Raw genomic sequence first — 16,129 nt, forward strand, 5'->3', positions numbered from 1 at the left:
CCATGAACACCCCCGCCGCCGCCGACCTGATCGACTCGCCCCAGGCCTGGCGCCGGCTCTGGATCACGCTGGCGCTGATGACCGTGGGCGCCAGCGGCATGTATGTGGTGCCCGTGGTGCTGCCCGCGGTGCAGGCCGACTTTGGCGTGGCGCGGGCCGACGCCTCGCTGCCCTACACATTGCTCATGGTGGGCTTTGGCATTGGTGGCGTGGCCATGGGCCGGCTGGCCGACCGCTTTGGCGTGACCGTGCCGCTGCGCCTGGGCGCGCTGGGCCTGGGGCTGGGCTACGCGGCGGCCGCGCTCAGCGGCAGCATCTGGGCCTTTGCCGCCGCGCATGGCGTGCTGATCGGCCTGTGCGGCAGCTCGGCCACGTTCTCGCCGCTGCTGGCCGACACCTCGCTGTGGTTCGCGCGGCGCCGCGGCATCGCGGTGGCGGTGTGCGCCAGCGGCAACTACCTGGGCGGCACGCTCTGGCCGCCGGTGATCCAGCATTTCGTCGAGCAGGCCGGCTGGCGCGCCACCTACTGGGGGCTGGCGCTGTTCTGTCCGCTGGTCATGCTGGCGCTGGCCCAGCTCATGCGCCAGCGGCCGCCCGCGCTGCAGCTGGCGCCGCCCATGGTCAGCGGCGCGCCCGCGGGCAGCCTGCCCTTCGGCCTGCGGCTGGGCCAGGCCCAGGCGCTGCTGTGCCTGGCCGGCGTGGCCTGCTGCGTGGCCATGTCGATGCCGCAGGTGCACATCGTGGCCTACTGCTCCGACCTGGGCTTTGGCGCGGCGCGCGGCGCCGAAATGCTGTCGCTGATGCTGGCCTGCGGCATCGTCAGCCGGCTGGTGTCGGGCGCCATCTGCGACCGCATCGGCGGCCTGCGCACCCTGCTGCTGGGCTCGGCGCTGCAGACCCTGGCGCTGGTGCTGTTCCTGCCGTTTGACGGGCTGGTGCCGCTGTATGTGATCTCGGCGCTGTTCGGCCTGTTCCAGGGCGGCATCGTGCCCAGCTACGCCATCATCGTGCGCGAGCATTTCCCCGCGGCCGAGGCCGGCGCGCGCGTGGGCACGGTGATCATGGCCACCATGTTCGGCATGGCGCTGGGCGGCTGGATGTCGGGCAAGGTGTTCGACCTCACGGGCTCCTACCATGCGGCCTTCCTCAATGGCATTGGCTGGAACCTGCTGAACTTCGGCATCGCCTTCATGCTGCTGCAGCGGGTGCGGCGGCGCGGCGCGGCGGCCACCGCGGGGCTGGCCGCATGAACCTGCCGCTGCTCTGGCTGCGCCGCGACGCCCGGGTGGTGTGGCTGCACGACCGCATGAGCCCGCCCCCGCGCGCCGCTGACTCGCCCCCGCCCGCCACCCGCCCGCATCCGCCGCTGCCCCCGCCGCCCCAGGCCGCCACGCCACCGGCCACCCCCCCGGCCGCGCCGGGCGCCAATGCGTCGGCCGAGCCCGCGCCCGCGCCCGCACCGTTTCGCATGATGGGTGGCCCGGACCCGGCCACGCCCTCGCATGCCGACAGTGCGCTGTTCGACGTGCGGCGCGGCCAGCAGCGCACCTTCTGGCACCAGGACGAGGCTGAGCGCTACCTGTGCTTCTGGCAGGCCGATGCCAGCGCGCTGCGCGAACTGCGCCAGGCGCTGCAGCGGCTTGAACCGTCGACCTGGGTGTTCTCTTACCCCGATGAGCGCGTGATCCAGACGCTGGCGGCGCGCCTGGTGCAGGGCGCGCTGATCCTGACCGAAAGCCCGCTGCCGCCCCAGCCCGCTGGCCTGCCGGGGGTGCCGGCGCCGCCGGCCACCTCGGCGCCCGCACCGCTCATGCAGGCACTGGCGCCCATCAAGCCACCGGTGCCGCCACTGCTGCCCATCCTGGAAGAAGTGCAGATTGAAGGCGCCGAAGTGCTGCCCGAGATCATGCAGTCGCTGGAGCAGATTGACCTCACGCTGGGCGAGCTCAAACTGGCGCCGGTGTCGCTGGCGCCCACGCCGTCCAAGATCCCCGAGATCAACACCGCCATGCGCACCGCCAGCAGCTCGGTCACCACCACGCTGGACAAGCTCTGATGCAGTTCGTCAGCCGCGCCAACACCGCCATCACCCAGGGCGCCACCCGGGTGGTGGAGGCCGTGGGCACGGCCTCCACCACGATGCAGACCGAGCTGACCGCCAGCATCAGCGACGCCAACGCCGCCATCAGCACGGTATCGGCGCAGATTGGCGAGCTGGTCACCCAGGTCAAGCAACTCGCGCCGCCGCTGGACCCGGTGGCTCTGGCCGGCGCCCTGCCGGTGGCCGTGGCCAAGCTGCAGACCGACCTGACGGGCCTCGTCAATTCACTGGCCGGCATGGGCACGCGGCTGGCCGCCGCCGGCCAGAACCTGCTGGGCATTGCGGGTGACGCGCAAGGCATTGCCAGCACCGTGCAGGGCGTGCCCGACCGCCTGGCCGCCATCCGGCCCGATGTGTCCACCGTGCCGCCGCGCCTGGCCGGCGTGGCCGCCGATGCACAGGCCCTGGGCCAGCGGCTGCAGGCGCTGCGCGATGCGGCGCAGGCCCGCCAGGCGCTGCAGGACGGCACCACCACCTTGCAGGCCCAGGTGGACGGCGTGCAGCAGGACCTGAGCGCCACGCTGGACGGCATGGCCGCGCAGGTGGACGCCATCACCGCCGACGTGACGGCCTCGGTGGACGCCGTCATCCAGCGGGTGGACACCGCCATCAGCGCCATCGAGCAGGAAATCGACGCGCTGATGGCGCAGGTGGAAGGCTTCAAGGGCAAGGCGCACGAGATGGCGCTGCTGGTGGTGGCGCCCATCGTGGCGGTGGAGGCCGCCATCGACGCCGTGGCCGCGCAGATTGAAGCCGTGGGCCAGACGGTGGACACCGTTCTTGCGGCGGTGGAGACGCAGATTGGCCGGCTGGACACCATCGTGGCCGCCATCAACAACGTGATCGACGCCGCGGTGCAAGGCGTGGACGAAGCCATTGGCGAGATGAAGCAGGCGCTGGACGAGGTGATCGCCGAAATCGACGAGATCAAGACCACGCTGCAGACCCTGCCCGACCGCTTTCAGCCGGTGCAGGACAAGATCACCGAGGCACGCGACGTCATCACCGACATCAAGGCCAAGGTGGAAGCGTTTGTGGAGCGGGCCGACGCCACGCTGGCCCAGGCCAGCCGCGAGCTGGACCAGGCCGACGAGCGCTGCGACAACGCCATCGCCGTGTGCACCCGCTACATCACCCGCGCGCCGGCGCTGGTGGTGGCGCGTTCGCTGTTCATGGGCGTGAAGGCATCGCTGCCCGGCATCCAGGTCACCATTGTCGGCGCGCGCAGCGCCGTGCGATCGGCGGGCAAGACCACGCTGGGGCTGCTGGACCAGGCGCTGGCCATCGTGGAGCAACTGCGCGAGGCGCTTGAAAAAGCCATTGAACAAGTGCGCCAGGCCATTGCCAAAGTGGTGGCCGTGCTGGACCAGGTGCGCGCCGCGCTGGAGCAGGCCAAGGCGCAGATGGACCAGGCATCGGCCAAGCTGCATGAGGCGGCCGAGCAGGTCAAGGCGCAACCGGCCAAGCTGGTGGCCCAGGTGCGCCAGGCGCGCGACACCTTTGTGGGCCTGGTGCAGCCGCGCGAGAAGGTGGACCTGGTCAAGGCCCAGGTGTATGCGCTCAAGGGCCGGCTGGTCACGCCGGTGCGCCTGCAGGTGGAAAGCGCCGAAGCCAAGGTGGTGCAGACCATTGGCGACGCCCAGGCCAAAATGCAGCAGCCTGTGGACCAGGTCAAAGACAAGATCGCCCAGCTGCGCAGCAAGATCAGCGAACTGCAAGCCCAGGTGCGCGTGCCCGCGCAGCGCCTCAAGGCCCTGAGCGATGACCTGAAAAGCCGCCTGATGGCGCAGATAGACATGGCGCGCAGCAAGCTGGACGAACTGCTGGCCAAGGCCGGCGGCCAGCTGGCCGCCGGCGCCGCGCAGGCGGGTGACGCCGCGGCCGCCCTGAGCGCCGCCGCCGACGAGGCCACCGCCATGGCCGCGCAGATTGAATCCACGGCCAGCCAGGCCGCCGACAACGCCAGCAGCGTGGCCAGCCAGCTGGACGCCCTGCAGGATGAAGTGACCGCCGCGCTGGCGCAGGCGCGCGAAGCCGTGCAAGGCGCCGCCGACAGCGCCAGCGCCCTGAGCGATGACTTTGAGTCGGCAGGCCAGGCCGCGTCAGACCGCGCCAACGCCGCACTGGCCGGCCTGGCCGCGCTGGCCGTGGCCACCGATCCCATGCAGGCCGAGCTGCGCGCCACGCAGGAGGCCGCCCGCGCCCACGGCGTGCAGGCCGAGGCCGCCGGCGAAGCCCAGCGCGAGAACCTGGCCGCCGCCAACGAAGCCTTCAACCAGGTGCTGGAAGACGCCAAGGCCGCCGTCGCGCCCCCGGCCGACGAAGCCCGCGACGCCCAGGCCAGCCTGGACCGCGAACTGGCCAAAGCCACCGCCGAAGCCGACGCCCTGCGCGAACAGGTGCAGGCCGCAGAAAAAGACATGGCCGAGCAGACGGCCAAAGCCGAAGCCGAAGTCACCGCCAAACGCGACGAAGGCCAGAAGCTCATTGATGAGTCCCGCGCCAAGGCCGAAGCCGCCCAAGACCAGACCAATGCGGCGCGTGCCGACGTGGTGAGCGCCGAATCCATCGTGGCGGCCGAAGTGGTGAAGAACGGCGGCGAGCCGCCGAAGAAGGAAGAGGCCAAAGAGGCCGCGAAGGAAGAAGCCAAGGATGCGGCAAAGGAAGCCGGGGCAGAGGCCGGTGCACCGGCTGCGGCGCCGGGCGCAGCGCCTGGGGCTGCGCCGGCGGATGCTCCCGCACCAACACCGGCTCCCACCGCCGCGGCCGCAGGCAGCCCGGCGGAATCGTCGGCACCCGCTGCGCCAACACCAGCCGCCGCACCCGGCCCAGCAGAAGCGCCGCCGCCCAGCGCGCCGGCACCTGCGGAGGCGGCGGCACCATCCCCTGCGGACGGACCGGCCGCAGAACCCGCCAGCGCACCAGCAGCCGATGCCGCACCCGCAACGTCTGCGCCCCCGCCCGCACCAGCACCGGCACCAACACCTCCGCCTGCGAGTGCAGACAAGGCCCCTGCCACGTCACCGCCGCCCGCAGCTGAACCAGCGGCGCCTGCATCACCCGCCGAAGCACCAGCACCCGCCGCCACTCCACCAGCCGCAGCGCCCGCACCTGCCGCAGGCGGTGCCACGCCACCGGCATCACCCCCCGCAACACCAGGCGCACCCGCTCAGCCCGCCACGGCACCCGCAGGCACACCGCCACCCGCAGCGCCCGCCACACCCCCCGGCCCCGCTGCGGCGCCACCCGGCACACCAGCCCCACCGGCAGCACCGGGTGCAGCCCCCGCCCCGGCACCCACACCTGCACCCGCGCCTGGCCCACGCGCACCAGCCGATGCAATGAAAGACGCACTGGACAAAGCAGGGGCCGACCCGGCGGCAGCATCCCCCCTCAAAGACGCTGCAGCCGCAGCAGCAGCCGAAAAGCAGAAGCTGCTGGACATGCTCAAGCAGGCAGCGGGCGACGCGCCCAAGGGCTGAGCCCGCGCCTCATCACATTGAAGGATTCGCAGGGCGCGTTGGCTACCTAGAATGGCCTCGGCCAGTTGCGGTGTTTGTGGGTATTTTTATTTACGCCATTCAACGGATATGCCGCCAGAAAATCTTGATCTGACAAAGACTTAGGACTGTTGCCATGCCCAGCTTATGTTGCACGCGCCAGATTAGACCCCAGGATTTGCGGCATACATTACGTTAGCCCTACAGAATGAGACCGGTGACGTACTCGGACGGCGCCACGCAGGTGCTCCCTGGAGACATTGTTGAGTACCGATCGGCCCTCTCGCTCTGGAAGAGAAAGCCGGGCCGTGTTTCGTACGTTCCCGGAGTATCGGCCAAACACCCGGAAATGGAACATGGTGGGCTCGCCTGGGTCGGGATCTCCGGTGTAGACGGTACATTCCGTGGAGTCCTTGTCGATCCGGAGACGCACAAGATAAGGAAGGCCATTCGGTATGTTGGCCGTTGTGACGACTCTTCGTATGTGAAGCCTCATGACATTCCAGCAAGTCAATGGTGACCTGATGGCTAACCCGCTAGTCGACACGGACGCCTTGCGGCGTCCGGTCGCTGCGCTCCCTCCTGGCGCAAGTCGCCGGTCACACGCACGTTATGTCGATGTGGCCCACACTCAGGTGGCACTGGTTCAACACCCAGTCAACTGTCACGACCTTGAGCGGATCATATTCACATGACAAACGCTTCTGACGAGAACTTGAATTCAGAATCGAAATCGAAAGCCAAGTCGCGTTTGCCGATACTTTTGTTCTTGGTCGGCGTTGCTGTCGGTGTCTTAGCCGTGATTTTGGGATCACTAGGCTGGAAGGGGTGGCCGAGCTACCTACTTCTAGGGGTGGCTACTGCCTGTGCTGTCTTAAGTAAGTACCTCTCCTATATGGAGAACGCCTCTCCGGATTGACGACCTTGAAGTTTGATACACAACATAACATGCCAATCGACCCGAACCCAAAACGGCACAAGACGGCTTTGCCGCGAATGTTGGTGGTCCGGTCATTTTTACGTTAGACCTCATGCAAACCGTTTGTCTCGGCACCGCTTCTGAGTTCGTGAGCATGCGGTTTCCTCGCGCCCCAATTCCTGAGGGTTGGTTGGAGGCCGATGTTGAAATCGCTGTCCGGGGCTTTCGCGGTTCGATCGCGCCGTCTTTGGAAGTCCATGACTTGAAGCTCTTCCTTGAAGAGTTGGAAGCATTGGACCGCACAGTCAAAGGTAGCGCCCAGTTGCAGCCTCGCGAGAGGCAGTTCAACCTGAAGCTCACGGCAACGCCTGTCGGCCACATTCAAATGTCTGGAACCGCTTGGTCGCAGGCTACGTACGGCAATAGGCTGGAGTTCGAACTCGAGCTGGATCAAACATTCCTAAGGGAGCTCTTGTCTCAGCTCAGGTCGGTGCTGGAGGCGTGGAAGGCATGAGGTCCAACTGGTCAATCGACGCGGACCCACAACAGCAGGAGGCGGCTCCGCCGCTTATGTTGGTGGTCCGGTCATCTTCACGCTAGGCGTCAAACTTTCGCCTCGAAATATCGCCACCACAGGGAGACTCGCGCATGGATGAAAAAACCTTCTTTGAATACGAAGGCGTGAAGGTCACAAATGCCCGATTCATCGTCGACGGTCAAACTTTTGCCATGAGCAACGTCACATCGGTGAATCCGCTCACCGATCCCCCGAAGAGGTTCTGGGGCATCGTCTGCCTTCTCATCGGCATCGCAGCGGCAATGGAGAACGCCTTCTTTGGCATCCCCGTAATCGCGCTATCTATCTATTTTCTCTACAAGCAGAAACCTGTCTATCACGTAATGCTAAGAACGTCTGCCGGGGAAACGAAGGCGCTGACAACACACCAGAAAGAGTACCTTGGGAAGGTGGTAGCCGCGCTGAACGACGCCATTGTTCATCGCGGGTAGGGTTTCGGTGCATGACGCCCAACCCTTCGAATATGGACCTCCCCGCAAAGGCAAGAAGCTGACCGACATTGTTAGCTGGTGGGAAACGCGTGCAGTCGTATATCCGGCATCTGAGCTCGGCTCGCACGGGCCCGTGCCGATATGGAGTCTGCTCACACGGCGCCAACCCTTGCAAACGTCGAATCTAGCCACCGCACGGCCTTAGCCCTCCTGATCTACCAAGCCCCCGCAGGCGCGCCGGGTGGCCATGCCCGGGCGGAGCGGAGGATTCGCGCTGCGTACATGCGTTGCGCGTGCAGGCCGTGGGGGCAGCGCCAGCCAGGCTGGTGCGCTGCATGAACATCTGCGCGAGCTCGTAGCGCAGAACGGGCATGGGCGGCCGGTGCGCTGGCCGGCCGTTTGGCTTGTGGCGATGGCTTTGCGGGGGCCCTTCGACGAGCTCAGGGTGAACGGTTCTACACGACGAATGCAGTCAATGGCCTGCGCGGCGTGGCCGGGGCTGGTGTTGCGGTGTACCCCAGCCGGCAGAACATCTGCACCGTCTCATCGTCTGCAGACTTGGGCGCAGACCGCCCCAGCAGCAGCTGGTGCGCGCGCTCGTAGTGCGGCGCCATCTCGGGAAACTCCTGCAGCGCCTGGCTCATGGGGTGCATGCCCAGGCCCAGCGCGGTGGCCTGCAACTGCAGGCGCACGTAGGCGCGGCCTGCGTTGACCTGGTCGGCGCGGCGGTTGCGGCCAGTGCTGAGCCAGACAAAACCCATGGCGGTGCGGCTGTGGCCTTCAAACCGGGCCATCATGGTCTTGTAGGCCTCGCTGCCTTCGGCGGGCGGGTTCTTGCGGTCAAACATACCCAGGGCATCCACTGCGCGGATGAACGGGCTGTTCAAACTGATGCCGTCGCGGTGCTTCAGGATTTCATCAGGGCCCACACGGGTCAGGTGCACGCTCTCCATCACGGTGCGTGGCGTCAGCAGCTCCACCCGGGCGGATTGCCAGCACAGATCGCGCAACGGGCCCAGGGCAGCAGCGTCCACCGTGCCGCCGGCCTTGATGCCGCCAGTTCCAGCATTGCCACCATCTACCCCCGCCGTCAGCGCACGCAGCACATCAGCGGCCACCGGCCGCGCCGTGTCAAAGTCCGTCTTGGGTGTGTGGCGGTTCAGGATGTGCGCAAACAGCGGGTCGCGCGCCGCGCCGGGCTTGAGCGTGATGCGCGCAATGGGCCTGCGGTCCCAGTCCTTCAGGTTGGCGCCCAGCTCGCCCTGCGGCCACAGCGCCACATCGCTGGCCAGGCCCTGCTCGGCCAGTGCCATCACCAGCAGTTCCAGAAACGCACCGTGGCCGATCAATATTTGGCGGCCAAACGGGTCGGTGTGCGTCAGCACGCGTTCGCGGTCGGTGTACAGCGTGATGACGCCGGGCTCGCGCAGGTCCACCAGCCAGGGCTGCAGGTTGTGGGGGTTGGGCGCCGTGATGGCGTAGGCCACGGCACGGCGGCGCGGATCGGCTTCAGCGCCCGGCCCCTGCCAGGCCTGCACGGCTTCCTCGGGGTAGGCGGGCGACAGGGCGCAGGCCGTCACGCCCGCGCCGGTGGCCACGGCCACCACGCCCCCACCGGCCAGCCGGACAAAGTTGCGGCGATTCATGATGCCACCCCGTCAAGCTGCAGGGCCGGTGCGCCCGCTGCCGGCAGGCGCTGCAGCAGGCCCAGGTCGGCCAGCGCCGCGCGCACGGCCTGCGGGAACGGCGTGTGGGGCTCGGGGCCCGCCAGCCGGGCCATGCGGGTGTTGACCAGCTGGTAAGGCGTGGTCCAGAGGTAGCGCATTTCACTGAGCGCGGCCAGCATGGGCATGAACAGGCCCAGCGCGCGGAACAGCGGCCACGAGACGGAGCTCACCTTGAGCTGGCCACCGGCCGGCAACCAGCCCTGCTCGCGCGCCACGTCGGTCAGCGCACGGGCCCAGTCCTGGCCCGTGAGGTGGTAGCCGCCAAAGTGGAAGGTTTCAAAGGCCGGCAGGGCGTCGCGGCGTTCGGCCACCTGCACGAAGCTGCGGGCCATGTCGGGCAGGTAGGCCCAGGTGGTGGGCACATCAAGCGGGCCCGGGTAGGTCAGCTTGCCACGGGGCAGGTCCTTGACCATGGCCTGGTCCAGCCAGGAGCCCTGGCCACTGCCAAAAAAGTCGCCGCCGCGGATGACCACGGCTTTCATGCGACCGTCATGCGTGGCCTGCAGGATCTGCTGTTCGCTGGCCTGCCGCAGCCGGCCCTTGAGGGTGCTGGGGATCTGCACCGTGTCCTCGCGCAGCTGCGCGGGCATGGTGGCGCCAAAGTTGTAGACGCTGGCGGGCAGCAGCAAGGTGGCGCGCAGCTCGCGGGTCACGTCAATGGCGGCCTGGGTCAGGGCCGGCACCTGGGTGCGCCAGGCCTTGTGGGTGTAGACCGGGCTCAGCGCCTGCACCACGACCGTGGCTCCCCGCGCGGCGCGGGCCAGGGTGGCGGTGTCGTGCGGGTCGGCGTGGACCCACTGGACGCCGGGCTGTGCCGGGGCGCTGGCGCCAGGGCGCAGCTGGGCATGGACCTGCCAGCCGGCCTGGGCAAAGGCCCGCACGGCGGCGCTGCCAAAGCGCCCGCGGGCGCCGAGGACCAGCACGGAAGAAGGGGAAAGTCGGGACATCGTGAGCTCCAGGAGTTGAAGGGGTGATGGCCCGATTGTGGAAACCGCCGGGATATTCCACAATTACCTAACGATCCATAGCAGGTATTTGATTTTGAATAACACATTCGACTGGGGGCTGATCCGCTCCTTCCTCGCGGCCCTGGACCAGGGCAGCCTGCTGGGCGCGGCGCGGGCGCTGGGCACCACCCAGCCCACCATTGGCCGCCACATTGCCGAGCTGGAGAGCCAGCTTGGCGCCGTGCTGTTCGAGCGCACCGGGCGCGGCCTGCTGCCCAGCGACCTCGCGCTGCGGCTGGCCGACTCGGCCCGCGCGATGGAAAGCAGCGCGCACCAGCTGGCGCGGCAGGCCTCGGGCGCCGAGACCGGGGTGTCGGGCACGGTGCGCATCACGGCCAGCCAGCCCATTGCCTGCTTTGTGATGCCCGCGGTGCTCGCCCAGATGCGGCTCGCACTGCCCGAGGTGCAGGTGGAACTGGTGGCCAGCAATGCCGTGAGCAACCTGCTGCGGCGCGAAGCCGACATTGCGCTGCGCATGATCCAGCCGGACCAGACCAGCCTGGTGGCCAAGCGCATTGCCAAGGTCACGATTGGCGCCTATGCCCACCGCGACTACCTGCGCCGGCGTGGCACGCCACGGCTGCCGCCCGACCTGCTGGGCCACGAACTGGTGGGCTCGGACCGCGACGAAACCCTGCTGCGCGGCTTTGCCAGCTTTGGCTACACCGTGGGGCCCGAGGCCTTTGCGCTGCGCACCGACGACCTGATCGCCTACTGGGAAGCGGTGCGCGCGGGGCTGGGCGTGGGCTTCATCGCCGACTACCTGGCGCGCACCGACAGCCAGATCGTGCCGGTGCTGCCCATGATCAAGGTGCCGCCGCTGCCGATCTGGCTCACCGTGCACCGCGAGATCCGCACCAACCGCCGCATTCGCGCGGTGTACGATTTCCTGAGCCAGGCGGTGCCCAAGGCTTTTTGAAGCCACGCACGCCAGGGCGGCGCTCCAGGTGCATACCGGCGGCCCTGCAGCGCCATTTGACGTAAGAACCCGACGGCCCGGCCGACGAAGGACACCATGCTCGCCTACCTCAACACGCTCTACCCCGTGCGCTACACCGCTTTCGGCCTGTGCGCCTTCGGCCTGCTGCTCAGCCTGTTCAGCCTGCTGGCGTTCGGCGCGGGCTGGATCCCGCTGGTGCTGTTCGCCGCGCTGGTGGCCCTGGGGGTGTATGACCTGCGCCAGAGCCACCGCTCGGTGCTGCGCAACTACCCGGTGATCGGCCACCTGCGCTACGTGCTGGAATACATCCGCCCCGAGATGCGGCAGTACTTCATCGAGAGCGACAACGAGGCCGCGCCGTTCTCGCGCGCCCAGCGCTCACTGGTCTACCAGCGCGCCAAGGGCGAGCCCGACAACCGGCCCTTTGGCACCCAACTGGATGTGGGGGCCGAGGGCTATGAGTGGATCAACCACTCGGTGGCGCCCACGCGGCTGGCCACGCACGACTTCCGGGTGACCATCGGGCCCGGCACGGCCCAGCCCTACGAGGCCAGCGTGTTCAACATCTCGGCCATGAGCTTTGGCTCGCTCTCGGCCAACGCCATCCGCGCGCTCAACGCGGGCGCGCGGCGCGGCGGCTTCGCGCACGACACGGGTGAGGGCTCGATCTCGGTGCACCACCGCGCCAACGGCGGCGACCTGATCTGGGAGATCGGCTCGGGCTACTTCGGCTGCTGCACCGACAAGGGCCTGTTCGACCCCGAACGCTTCACGGCCAACGCGCGCGACCCGCAGGTACGCATGATCGAGATCAAGCTCAGCCAGGGCGCCAAGCCCGGCCATGGCGGCGTGCTGCCGGGCCCCAAGGTCACGCCCGAGATCTCGATGGCGCGCGGCGTGCCCGTGGGTGTGGACTGCATCTCGCCGGCCGCGCACAGCGCCTTCAGCACGCCGGTGGAGTTGATGGCGTTCATTGCGCGGCTGCGCGAGCTGTCAGGCGGCAAGCCCACGGGTTTCAAGCTGTGCATCGGCCACCCCTGGGAATGGTTTGCCATGGTCAAGGCCATGCAGGCCACGGGCATCACGCCCGATTTCATCGTGGTCGATGGTGCCGAGGGCGGCACCGGCGCCGCGCCGCTGGAGTTCACCAACCATGTGGGCTCGCCGCTGCAAGAGGGCCTGCTGCTGGTGCACAACACGCTCAAGGGCGTGGGCCTGCGCGACCGCATCCGGCTGGGCTGCGCGGGCAAGATCGTGAGCGCTTTTGACATGACCCGCGCCATGGCGCTGGGCGCCGACTGGTGCAACTCGGCGCGCGGCTTCATGTTCGCGCTGGGCTGCATCCAGGCCCAGACCTGCCACACCGGCCACTGCCCCACCGGCGTGACCACCCAGGACCCGAAGCGCCAGCAGGCGCTGGTGGTGCCCGACAAGGCCGAGCGCGTGTTCCAGTTCCACCAGCACACGCTCAAGGCCCTCAAGGAACTGGTGCAGGCCGCGGGCCTGGCGCACCCGAGCGACATCACGGCCCACCACATCGTGCGGCGCGTCAACGAGAACGAGGTGCGGCTGCTGGCCAACCTGGTGCCGCAGCTGGAAGACGGCGCGCTGCTCGACCGCGACGTGAGCGGCCTGCACAATGTCTTCAGGCTGTACTGGCCGAAAGCCCGGGCGGAGAGTTTTCTGCTACAGACTTGATAGCAGACTGCGCCCGCGCACCGCGGGCCAGCAGCCTTTTTGCCATGCAAAGCACGGCCCGGTCCTTGCTCAGCAGCAGGGCCTGGCGGGCCACGGCGAGGTCGATGAACTTCTGGTCATCGGCGTCCTTGCAGGCCACGTCGGCGCGCGGGGCGGCGTCGACCACCACGGCGTGGCGGTCGAACGCGGCCAGCACCTGCTGCGCATCCAGGCCGTAGAACGCCAGCCGCGGCACGATCTTGGGGTAGGCCAGCACGCGGGCCAGCTCGTCGCGCATGGCGGGCGTGGCCAGCCATTGCAGGGCGCCGGCGGCCAGGCCCTCCCGCAAGGGCTGCGCGGCCGCGTCGTCAAACACGAACGCGTCGAGCACGATGTTGGTGTCAAGAATGACGGGGCGGGCCAGCGGGCTTGTCACGGGCGGAGCCTTTGACCATGTCGAAGCGGAACAGCCGGCACTCGATCGGGCCGTTCCACAGGGGCACGCGGCGCGATTCCTTCAGGCGCATGCGGCCGGGCAGCTTGAGGTCGGGCGTGAGCATCCAGGCGCTCCAGCCCGCGTAGTTCTTCTTCCAGTGGGTGGCCAACTGGCTGAAGAAGTCGCCCCCGTCGTCGGCCTGCGCCAGCTCGCGGCCCGTGGCGCGCTGGCCGGCGACCCCGCCGGCCTCGATGCGCTCGCCGTAGGGCGGGTTGAGCAGCATGACGCCGGGCGTTTCCGAAGGCGGCATCCGCTGCAGCGCATCACCCCCGCGGAACTGCACGGCCTGCGCCACGCCGGCGCGCTGCGCGTTGCGCTCGGCGAAATCAACCATGCGGTGCGCCACATCACTGCCAAATATGGCTGGAGTCCTTGCCAGGCGGGCACTTTCTGCTTCGCTTTTGATAGCAGACCAGACATGGGCCTGAAACGGCAGCATTTTCTCGAAGGCGAAGCGCCGCAGGCTGCCAGGCGCGATGTTGCAGGCGATCTGCGCGGCCTCGATGGCGATGGTGCCGCTGCCGCAGCAGGGGTCGTACAGCGGCACGGGCTCGTCGGCCAGGCCGTCCCAGCCGCTGGCCGCGATGATGGCGGCGGCCAGGGTTTCCTTGAGCGGCGCGTCGCCCTTGTCCTCGCGCCAGCCGCGCTTGAACAGTGGCTCGCCCGAGGTGTCGATGTACAGCGTGGCCATGTCGGTGGTCAGGTGCGCGTACAGGCGGATGTCGGGCCACTGGGTGTTGACGTCGGGCCGCACGCCGCTCTTGTGGCGGAACCGGTCGGCCACGGCGTCCTTGATCTTGAGCGCTGCAAAGTTCAGGCTCTTGAGCGGGCTGTGCTGGGCCGTGACCTCGATCTTGAAGGTCTGGCGCGTGGTGAACCAGATTTCCCAGGCCACGGCGCTGGCGGCTTCGTACAGGTCGCGCTCGCTGCGGTAGGGCGTGTGCGACAGCTGCACCAGCACGCGCTGGGCCAGGCGGCTGTGCAGGTTCAGCTGCATGGCGTCGCGCCACGAGGCGCGCACCAGCACGCCGCCGCGCCCGCTCAGCAGGTCTTCACCGGCCAGGCCGGTGATGGCATGGACCTCGTCGGCCAGCAGGCCCTCAACGCCCGCGGCGCAGGGCAAAAACAACTGCAGCTGGTTCAAAGTTCTTTTCTCAGGTTGGCCGGCGCGATGCGCAGGGCTTCGCGGTACTTGGCCACGGTGCGGCGCGCGCACTCGATGCCCTGCTCCTTGAGCATCTCGGAAATCTGGTTGTCGGACAGCGGCTTGCGGGCACTTTCACTGGCCACGAACTGCTTGATCAGCGCGCGCACGGCCGTGCTCGAGGCATTGCCGCCGGTTTCGGTGCCCAGCGCCGAGCCAAAGAAATACTTGAGCTCGAAGGTGCCGAAGGGCGTGGCCATGTACTTGGCGGTGGTCACGCGGCTGATGGTGGATTCATGCAGGCCCAGCTCGTCGGCGATCTCGCGCAGCACCAGCGGGCGCATGGCCAGCTCGCCGTGCACGAAAAAGTTCTTCTGCCGCTCGACGATGGCGTTGCTCACGCGCAGGATGGTGTCAAAGCGCTGCTGGATGTTCTTGATGAACCAGCGCGCCTCCTGCAGCCGCTGCTGCAGCGCCTGGTGGCCCTCGCCCTTGTGGGCCTTGAGCGCGCCGGCGTAGATGTCATGCACGCGCAGGCGCGGCATCACGTCGCTGTTGAGCTGGACCCGAAAGCGCGCCTGGCCGCCGCGCCCGATCTGGGTCACGATCACGTCGGGCACCACGACGTTGCGCTCCACGTCCACGAAGCGCCGGCCGGGCTTGGGCTCCAGCCGCGCGATCAGGGCCATGGCGGCCTTGACCTGGGCCTCGGTGCAGGCGCTGACCTGCGACAGGCGCTTGACGTCACGCCGGGCCAGCAGCTCCATGGGCTGGGCGCACAGCAGCAGCGCGGTGTCGCAGGCCTCGCTGCCCTCACCGCTGCCCTGCAGGGCCTTGAGCTGCAGCGTCAGGCATTCACCGAGCGTGCGCGCGCCCACGCCGGGCGGGTCCAGGTGGTGCAGCAGGCGCAGCGCCACGGTGAAGCGGTGCACCAGCTCCTCGAGCTGCTCGTTGTCATGGCCGGCCAGGCTCATCGCCAGGGTCTCGATGGAGTCATCAAGGTAGCCGTCGTCGTTGAGCGACTCGATCAGGAAGCGCAGCGCCGCGTTGTCCTCGGCCGACAGGCGCAGCATCAGCACCTGCCGGTGCAGGTGCGACTGCAGCGACTCCTGGGTGCGCGCGAGTTCGGTCGCGTCCATCTCGCCGTCGTCGCCCAGGTTGTTGCGCCGGGCCGGCGCGTCGCCGCCCCACTCGCCGTCGTCGGGCACCATTTCCACGCTGCCGTCGCCATCCCACAGCGGCTCGTCGGCCTCGGAACTGGCGCCGGGTTCGGCTTCGGCCGGGCTCTCGGTGCGCGTCTCCTCGACGCGCGGCGCGATGAAGTCAGGCGCGCTCTCGGTTTCGCGGTCGTCCTCGCGCACCGGGGCGTCCGCCTGCGCCAGGCCAAACTCCTCGCGCGGGGCCTCGTCCTGGGTGAGTTCGAGAAAGGGGTTGTCGTCCAGCATCTGGTCGACTTCCTGGCTCAGTTCCAGCGTGGACAGTTGCAGCAGGCGGATCGACTGCTGCAACTGGGGCGTCAGCGCCAGGTGCTGCGAGACCCGAAGGGAAAGGCCCTGCTTCATCGTGCCCCCACGCTTGTCACTGCGTGTACTGCGCTGCCCCCCGAGGGG

The 16,129-nt window shown here is 68.3% G+C and carries 12 protein-coding genes; 7 read left to right on the forward strand and 5 right to left on the reverse strand.

What is annotated here, in order from left to right; all coding sequences use genetic code 11:
• Positions 1-2: 2 nt before the first annotated feature.
• From KF796_00460 to KF796_00480, 5 genes are all read left to right on the forward strand, one after another.
• Positions 3-1,250 carry an MFS transporter gene (locus KF796_00460; GenBank protein ID MBX3585084.1) on the forward strand — a complete coding sequence of 416 codons (1,248 nt, stop codon included), beginning with the start codon at positions 3-5 and terminating at the stop codon, positions 1,248-1,250.
• Positions 1,247-2,056 carry a hypothetical protein gene (locus tag KF796_00465; protein MBX3585085.1) on the forward strand — a complete coding sequence of 270 codons (810 nt, stop codon included), beginning with the start codon at positions 1,247-1,249 and terminating at the stop codon, positions 2,054-2,056. Before KF796_00460 ends, KF796_00465 begins: the two co-directional genes overlap by 4 nt.
• Complete coding sequence (locus tag KF796_00470; protein ID MBX3585086.1) at positions 2,056-5,583, forward strand: hypothetical protein; 3,528 nt, start codon at positions 2,056-2,058, stop codon at positions 5,581-5,583. The genes KF796_00465 and KF796_00470 overlap by 1 nt, the downstream gene beginning before the upstream one ends.
• Positions 5,584-6,632: 1,049 nt before the next feature.
• Positions 6,633-7,034, forward strand: coding sequence for a hypothetical protein (locus tag KF796_00475; GenBank protein MBX3585087.1), 402 nt, complete (start codon positions 6,633-6,635; stop codon positions 7,032-7,034).
• 134 nt (positions 7,035-7,168) lie between these two features.
• On the forward strand, positions 7,169-7,528 hold the full coding sequence (locus KF796_00480; GenBank protein ID MBX3585088.1) for a hypothetical protein: 360 nt from the start codon (positions 7,169-7,171) through the stop codon (positions 7,526-7,528).
• A 455-nt stretch (positions 7,529-7,983) separates the two neighbouring features.
• Here KF796_00480 and KF796_00485 read toward each other — a convergent pair whose 3' ends face one another.
• Together KF796_00485 and KF796_00490 are read right to left on the reverse strand one after the other, a co-directional pair.
• Positions 7,984-9,174, reverse strand: a complete 1,191-nt coding sequence (locus tag KF796_00485) for a twin-arginine translocation pathway signal protein (GenBank protein ID MBX3585089.1) — start codon at positions 9,172-9,174, stop codon at positions 7,984-7,986.
• Complete coding sequence (locus KF796_00490) at positions 9,171-10,202, reverse strand: NAD(P)H-binding protein (GenBank protein ID MBX3585090.1); 1,032 nt, start codon at positions 10,200-10,202, stop codon at positions 9,171-9,173. The genes KF796_00485 and KF796_00490 overlap by 4 nt, the downstream gene beginning before the upstream one ends.
• Positions 10,203-10,296: 94 nt before the next feature.
• On the opposite strand from KF796_00490, the gene KF796_00495 reads away from it, so the two are divergent.
• On the forward strand, positions 10,297-11,181 hold the full coding sequence (locus tag KF796_00495; protein ID MBX3585091.1) for a LysR family transcriptional regulator: 885 nt from the start codon (positions 10,297-10,299) through the stop codon (positions 11,179-11,181).
• A gap of 96 nt (positions 11,182-11,277) precedes the next feature.
• Entirely contained in the window at positions 11,278-12,900 is a 1,623-nt protein-coding gene (locus KF796_00500; GenBank protein ID MBX3585092.1) for an FMN-binding glutamate synthase family protein, read from the forward strand.
• Here the strand turns inward: KF796_00500 and KF796_00505 are convergent.
• Genes KF796_00505 through KF796_00515 form a run of 3 tightly spaced genes read right to left on the reverse strand, consistent with a single transcriptional unit; the run spans position 12,848 to position 16,081 of the window.
• Positions 12,848-13,315, reverse strand: coding sequence for a putative toxin-antitoxin system toxin component, PIN family (locus KF796_00505; GenBank protein MBX3585093.1), 468 nt, complete (start codon positions 13,313-13,315; stop codon positions 12,848-12,850). The genes KF796_00500 and KF796_00505 overlap by 53 nt on opposite strands.
• Complete coding sequence (locus KF796_00510) at positions 13,281-14,519, reverse strand: class I SAM-dependent RNA methyltransferase (GenBank protein ID MBX3585094.1); 1,239 nt, start codon at positions 14,517-14,519, stop codon at positions 13,281-13,283. The genes KF796_00505 and KF796_00510 overlap by 35 nt, the downstream gene beginning before the upstream one ends.
• On the reverse strand, positions 14,516-16,081 hold the full coding sequence (locus KF796_00515) for an RNA polymerase factor sigma-54 (protein ID MBX3585095.1): 1,566 nt from the start codon (positions 16,079-16,081) through the stop codon (positions 14,516-14,518). The genes KF796_00510 and KF796_00515 overlap by 4 nt, the downstream gene beginning before the upstream one ends.
• Between the last annotated feature and the right edge of the window lie 48 nt (positions 16,082-16,129).

The organism is Ramlibacter sp. (assembly GCA_019635435.1).
Taxonomy (GTDB): Bacteria; Pseudomonadota; Gammaproteobacteria; order Burkholderiales; family Burkholderiaceae_C; genus JAHBZM01.

Bases quoted from the DNA above. Each gene is read 5' to 3' on its own strand.
- KF796_00515 (MBX3585095.1), bottom strand. From the start codon at position 16,081: ATGAAGCAGGGCCTTTCCCTTCGGGTCTCGCAGCACCTGGCGCTGACG.
- KF796_00460 (MBX3585084.1), top strand. From the start codon at position 3: ATGAACACCCCCGCCGCCGCCGACCTGATCGACTCGCCCCAGGCCTGG.
- KF796_00480 (MBX3585088.1), top strand. From the start codon at position 7,169: ATGGATGAAAAAACCTTCTTTGAATACGAAGGCGTGAAGGTCACAAAT.
- KF796_00500 (MBX3585092.1), top strand. From the start codon at position 11,278: ATGCTCGCCTACCTCAACACGCTCTACCCCGTGCGCTACACCGCTTTC.
- KF796_00475 (MBX3585087.1), top strand. From the start codon at position 6,633: ATGCAAACCGTTTGTCTCGGCACCGCTTCTGAGTTCGTGAGCATGCGG.
- KF796_00470 (MBX3585086.1), top strand. From the start codon at position 2,056: ATGCAGTTCGTCAGCCGCGCCAACACCGCCATCACCCAGGGCGCCACC.
- KF796_00490 (MBX3585090.1), bottom strand. From the start codon at position 10,202: ATGTCCCGACTTTCCCCTTCTTCCGTGCTGGTCCTCGGCGCCCGCGGG.
- KF796_00485 (MBX3585089.1), bottom strand. From the start codon at position 9,174: ATGAATCGCCGCAACTTTGTCCGGCTGGCCGGTGGGGGCGTGGTGGCC.
- KF796_00465 (MBX3585085.1), top strand. From the start codon at position 1,247: ATGAACCTGCCGCTGCTCTGGCTGCGCCGCGACGCCCGGGTGGTGTGG.